The sequence below is a fragment of the Phenylobacterium sp. genome, from assembly GCF_044372605.1.
In the GTDB taxonomy this organism is placed as follows: Bacteria; Pseudomonadota; Alphaproteobacteria; order Caulobacterales; family Caulobacteraceae; genus Phenylobacterium.
Window position 1 is genome coordinate 1 of the sequence record NZ_JBILRO010000294.1, and the last position, 3,696, is coordinate 3,696.

Genomic DNA, 3,696 nt, shown 5'->3' on the forward strand with positions numbered 1-3,696 from the left:
TTGAGGACACTTGGCGACGCATCGGCAAGCTCCTCGACTGCTTCTCACCCGCCGAATGCGCCAACTACATCAGACATGCCGGCAATGCGTACGTCTAAGCCCAACGCGCTCTAGTAAGGCGCCTCCAACAAGCTACGCGCCGCCGCGACGTGGCCCGTCAAGCCGGGAAGGTATTCAAGGATCCGGACGGCTACCGCGTCGTACTGAACAACGGCGGTTGGTCGGCGTAGCGACATTGGCGGACTTCACCTTCATGGCCCGCTGCCGACCAGCGAGGAACTGGAGAAGTCCGGTCCGTCAACGAAGCCAGTTGGCGGTCAGGTCGAGCGGTGCGAACGCGCCTTCCAGCGGGCACCGGGATAGGGCGGTGTGCGGCAGGGCGAGCGTCGCCCGATCTTCGGGCGCGGCGCAGGCAAACGGCGCGCAATCGTCGATCCAGGGCTCCTCCTGACTGCGGAGGGCCAAACACGGGGAGGGGCGCTCGCGCAGGAGCCATTCGACATTGGCCCTCAGCGCCGCGGGCTCTGCGCCCACAACGGAGAGGAGGCGGGCGAGCCAGGGGGAAGGGTTGCCTGGCAGCAGTTGAGGCGAGTCGAGGAAGACGACCCGCAGATCAGCCCGCGCCAGCCATTCCCGCCCGACAGGGCTCTCGCGCCAGAGGGTGACGAGCGCCTGGCTCGCCAGAACGCCTCCGAAGCAGTGGCCGATCACGTCGATCCGCTGGGCCCCGGACACCACGCCGGCCATGGCTTCGGCGAGGCCGGTCGCCACGCTGGCGATCGTCTGTTGGGGATCGAAGGCATAGGCTGCGAGACTTGAGGGATGCTCCGCCGTGAACGCTCGACCGCCAAGGGCACCGGCGAGGCGATGGATGAAGGCGCCGCGGGCCTCCGCCGCGCCCCAGGTCTCGAGTGGGTCCCCATTGAGCCCGTGGATGAAGACATGGACGCGGTCCGCGCTGCCGCCATGGCCGACCCGCGTGAGCCGGATCACGGCGGCGGCGCCGCGTAGCTGGCCAGCGCTCGGTCCAGCGCCTGTGGAACATAGCCGAAGCGTTCCGGCCCTCCCCTGTGCAGGGGGGCCTCGGGATCCAGGTTCTGGATCGCACACCAGTGGAGGAGTTCCAGGAGACCGCGGCGGGCGAGGAGGGGCGCTGGGGTCGACACGAGCGTCGCCACCACGGCCCGGCACACATCGGCCGGGTAGCGGGCCTGCGCGCGATCGCCGAACAGGTGCGAGAACAAAGCCGGCGGCCCGCCCGGCGGCGTCTGCAGGCTGGCGGCGTGGGCGACGCGGTCCAGGCCCCAATCGGCCAGCACCTCGCAGATCGCCTCCTGATCGCCCCGGCCGTCCCAGGGCTGGCCGGGGGCCTCCGGCCGGGCGCGGGCCTCGGCCGCCTCCAGCAGGCGTAGGCTCCAGTCCGTGCGGCGCAGCCCGAAGACGCCCGTGTTCACCGGCTGCATCGCCCAGCCGCGGACGAGGTCAAGCCGGGTCCGCGCGAACCAGGGCTCGGGCTGCTGGGCCACGAGATCGGCGTCCGCCGTGATCAACGTCTCCAGGCGTTGGTCCGGACGGGTGACGAGGGCGTCGCTGTCGACCCAGAACGCCCAGTCATGGTCGGCGAGGGCGGCGCGCAGCGCCGGGATCTTGCCCCAGCAGGCGTGGCGCCCCGCCAGGTCCGGGACGGCGTCGAACGCAGCATAGCCATGCCGCGCGCAGTAGGCGCGAAGGCCGCGGCCCGCGGCGGGCCCCAAGCCCTCGTACTTGAGGGTCGGATGACCTGGCGGCGCGAAGTTGAAGGTGGCGAGCGCGATCCGCACCGGCGCGCGTCAGTTCGGCAGGACGCTGATCGCCGGCGTCAGCGAAGACAGCCGCTGGCGCAGACCATCGGGGACATCCGCCGTGACCGCGATCGACCGGACCTCGCCGCCAAGCGTCTCGAAGGTGGGCCCCAATTGCTCCACGGCCTGGGTGAGGTCGTCGCCGGAGGTGGCCTGCAACGACAGGTCCAGTCCCGGCCCGTCGACGTTCGCGGCCGCGACGACATCGGGCTTCCCTAGGCTCGCCTGCATCTGCTTGATGGCGGCCTGCAGATCGGCCAGGCGGTCGGCGCCGCTCGAGACCTTGGCCAGGATCCTCATGTCACGGCCCCCGCCGTCCGACGCCGCAGCGCCACGCCGGCGAGCCCGGCCCCCAGGATCATCAGAGCCCAGCCCGTGGGCTCGGGAACGCCGGCCGATGAGACCGTGAAGTTGAGATTCTGGCCGAAGTCGACCCCGAACTCGGAGAAGGGAACGAAGGTGGTGGTCGACTGGGCCAGGAAGTCCAGTCCGCGCGTTGCGCCGTTCCCGGTGACGGTGAGCGCACCCGAAGTCGAACCGCTCCACAAAGCGGCGCCCGTCGAGGAGGTGTCGAGCGACACGAGGAAGAAGTAGAGGCCGGGGCCCAGCGAGGCGATGGTGAACCAGGGCTGTGACGTCGCGCCGGTGAAGGCGTGGGCATCGATGGCGCCCGCGAAGCTGGCGGTCGGGCCGATCGCGTCCTTCTGCAGCCACATGGCACCGGTGCAACCGAGGCACAGGATTGGCGCGGAGATGGACAGATCGGTGGCGGTCGCGCCCAGGGTGAAGCTCACCGCGGCGGCCTGGCCGGCCTGCAGGCTGAACGCCTGGTTCGCGCCCCCCACATCCAGCAGGACGCCGGCGCCGGCCGGCGCGCAGGTCAGGCCGAGCACCAGCGCGGCGCCCGCGAGAGATCGGACTGTCCCGGCGAGACGTCGTTCGAGGGTTATCATGCATAGGCTCCGGTCAGCTGGAGGGAATCGTTCAGCCCCGCGTCGGCCAGGACGAACCCGCTGCCGTGGGGCCATTTGATCGCCGAAGTGGCGTTAAGCACGGCGCTGGTGATGGCCGGCGCCTTGTCCTTCTCCGCCGCCTGGATGCTGGCGACGGTGAGCATCATAACCCCCGACGCGAACGCCAGCGCCATGGCCGTGACCCCGATGGCCGCGCCGTCGGTCACCACGGCGGCCGCGATGCCGGCCACCAGAGCGCAGGCTGCCAGCACGCCTTCGGCGAGCTTGATCTCGGCGTCCGTGTCCGTCCACTTGTTGATGTCGGGACTGTTTGGCGCGTCGACGAATACGAGCGACTGGCTGGGCGCGTCAAGCTGCATGTAGAGGCTGTTGATCGTCCGGGCGCGGGCGTGGACCCCCGGGGAGACGTCGCAGCAGGTCTGCACGTCCAGCGTCAGGACGGTCGCCTGGATGGTCGCCTTGAGGTCCTCGACGCTGGCAGTGGCGCTGTTGCTGTCGTTGGGATCAGTTTTGAAAGTCATGCCTGAGCCCGCATTGACGATCGAGTCCCCCGTGCTGGAGAGCGCGAAGTCCGACGGCTGGGCGCCCGCGAAGGTGTGCGGCAGGCAGTGGATCAGGATCTGGTCCATCACCCGCGCCTTGGAGATCAGGAGGCTCGCCCTGCGCCCCGGGGGAATGCAGAGATTGCTGAGCTGCTGGACCAGGCCGTCCGAGGAACGTCCTCCGGTCATTGACAAAATCCCCAGCGCGCCATCCGTGGCTTCGGCGTCCCCGCCGAGGTCGGAATAGGCATAGGCGACATCGGTCGGCTGCATCCACTGGAAATCGTCGATATCGGCGCGGCGGTCGAGGTCGACCGTCGAGAAGACGTGGTCGAAGTC

General features: G+C 69.7%; 5 protein-coding genes. All 5 read right to left on the reverse strand.

Features of this window, described 5'->3' with window-relative positions:
* Window positions 1-297 precede the first annotated feature (297 nt).
* On the reverse strand, window positions 298-993 hold the full coding sequence (locus tag ACIQ42_RS17040; protein ID WP_397423429.1) for an alpha/beta fold hydrolase: 696 nt from the start codon (window positions 991-993) through the stop codon (window positions 298-300).
* Entirely contained in the window at window positions 990-1,754 is a 765-nt protein-coding gene (locus ACIQ42_RS17045) for a hypothetical protein (protein WP_397423430.1), read from the reverse strand. The genes ACIQ42_RS17040 and ACIQ42_RS17045 overlap by 4 nt, the downstream gene beginning before the upstream one ends.
* A gap of 75 nt (window positions 1,755-1,829) precedes the next feature.
* On the reverse strand, window positions 1,830-2,141 hold the full coding sequence (locus ACIQ42_RS17050; RefSeq protein ID WP_397423431.1) for a hypothetical protein: 312 nt from the start codon (window positions 2,139-2,141) through the stop codon (window positions 1,830-1,832).
* Window positions 2,138-2,794 (reverse strand): PEPxxWA-CTERM sorting domain-containing protein, encoded by a 657-nt coding sequence (locus ACIQ42_RS17055; RefSeq protein ID WP_397423432.1) that lies wholly within the window; start codon window positions 2,792-2,794, stop codon window positions 2,138-2,140. The genes ACIQ42_RS17050 and ACIQ42_RS17055 overlap by 4 nt, the downstream gene beginning before the upstream one ends.
* The coding region (locus ACIQ42_RS17060; RefSeq protein WP_397423433.1) for a TULIP family P47-like protein at window positions 2,791-3,696 on the reverse strand (906 nt) is incomplete at its 5' end. The genes ACIQ42_RS17060 and ACIQ42_RS17055, both read right to left, overlap by 4 nt.